Origin of the sequence: Flavobacterium aerium, from assembly GCF_030766725.1 — a bacterium.
Taxonomy (GTDB): Bacteria; Bacteroidota; Bacteroidia; order Flavobacteriales; family Flavobacteriaceae; genus Flavobacterium; species Flavobacterium aerium.
In genome coordinates this window covers 1-400 of the sequence record NZ_JARQWR010000044.1, presented here as the reverse complement: position 1 = coordinate 400, position 400 = coordinate 1, and the positions used below count along the sequence as shown (strand labels likewise).

At 39.5% G+C, this 400-nt stretch carries 1 protein-coding gene; it reads left to right on the top strand.

Annotation, left to right across the window (positions count from 1 at the left end):
- Positions 1 to 398 (top strand): DUF4064 domain-containing protein (locus P6733_RS17910; RefSeq protein WP_306354315.1); only part of this gene is annotated, 398 nt, incomplete at its 5' end.
- Positions 399 to 400: the final 2 nt, after the last annotated feature.

The following is a 400-nucleotide window of genomic DNA, read 5'->3' as shown; positions in this document are numbered from 1 at the left end:
CAAGAAAATCAGAATTTGTTCTAACATTAATTGCAGGAATTACAGGTATTATTGCTGGTATTACTGGAATCGCGGGCGGAGGTTTACTTGCTGCTCTTTCTGGCAGTGAAGAATTATCTAACGCAACTGCGATGACTGCTGCTGACTCTGAAGCACTTGCTGCTGCAGGTGGTTTAACAGTAATTTTCTCTATAATTGCTTTAGTGCTTGGTATTGCTTTGATTGTTTTTGCTGTATTAATTAAACGCAATGCTAAAGTATTCGGTATCTTGACGCTAGTAGCTGGTGTTGTAGGTTTCTTCTTAGTAGGATTACTATGGATCGTTCCAGGTGTACTTGCTGTTATTGCAGGTATTATGTGCCTAGCGAGAAAAGTACCAACTGACACATTTAGCTAATC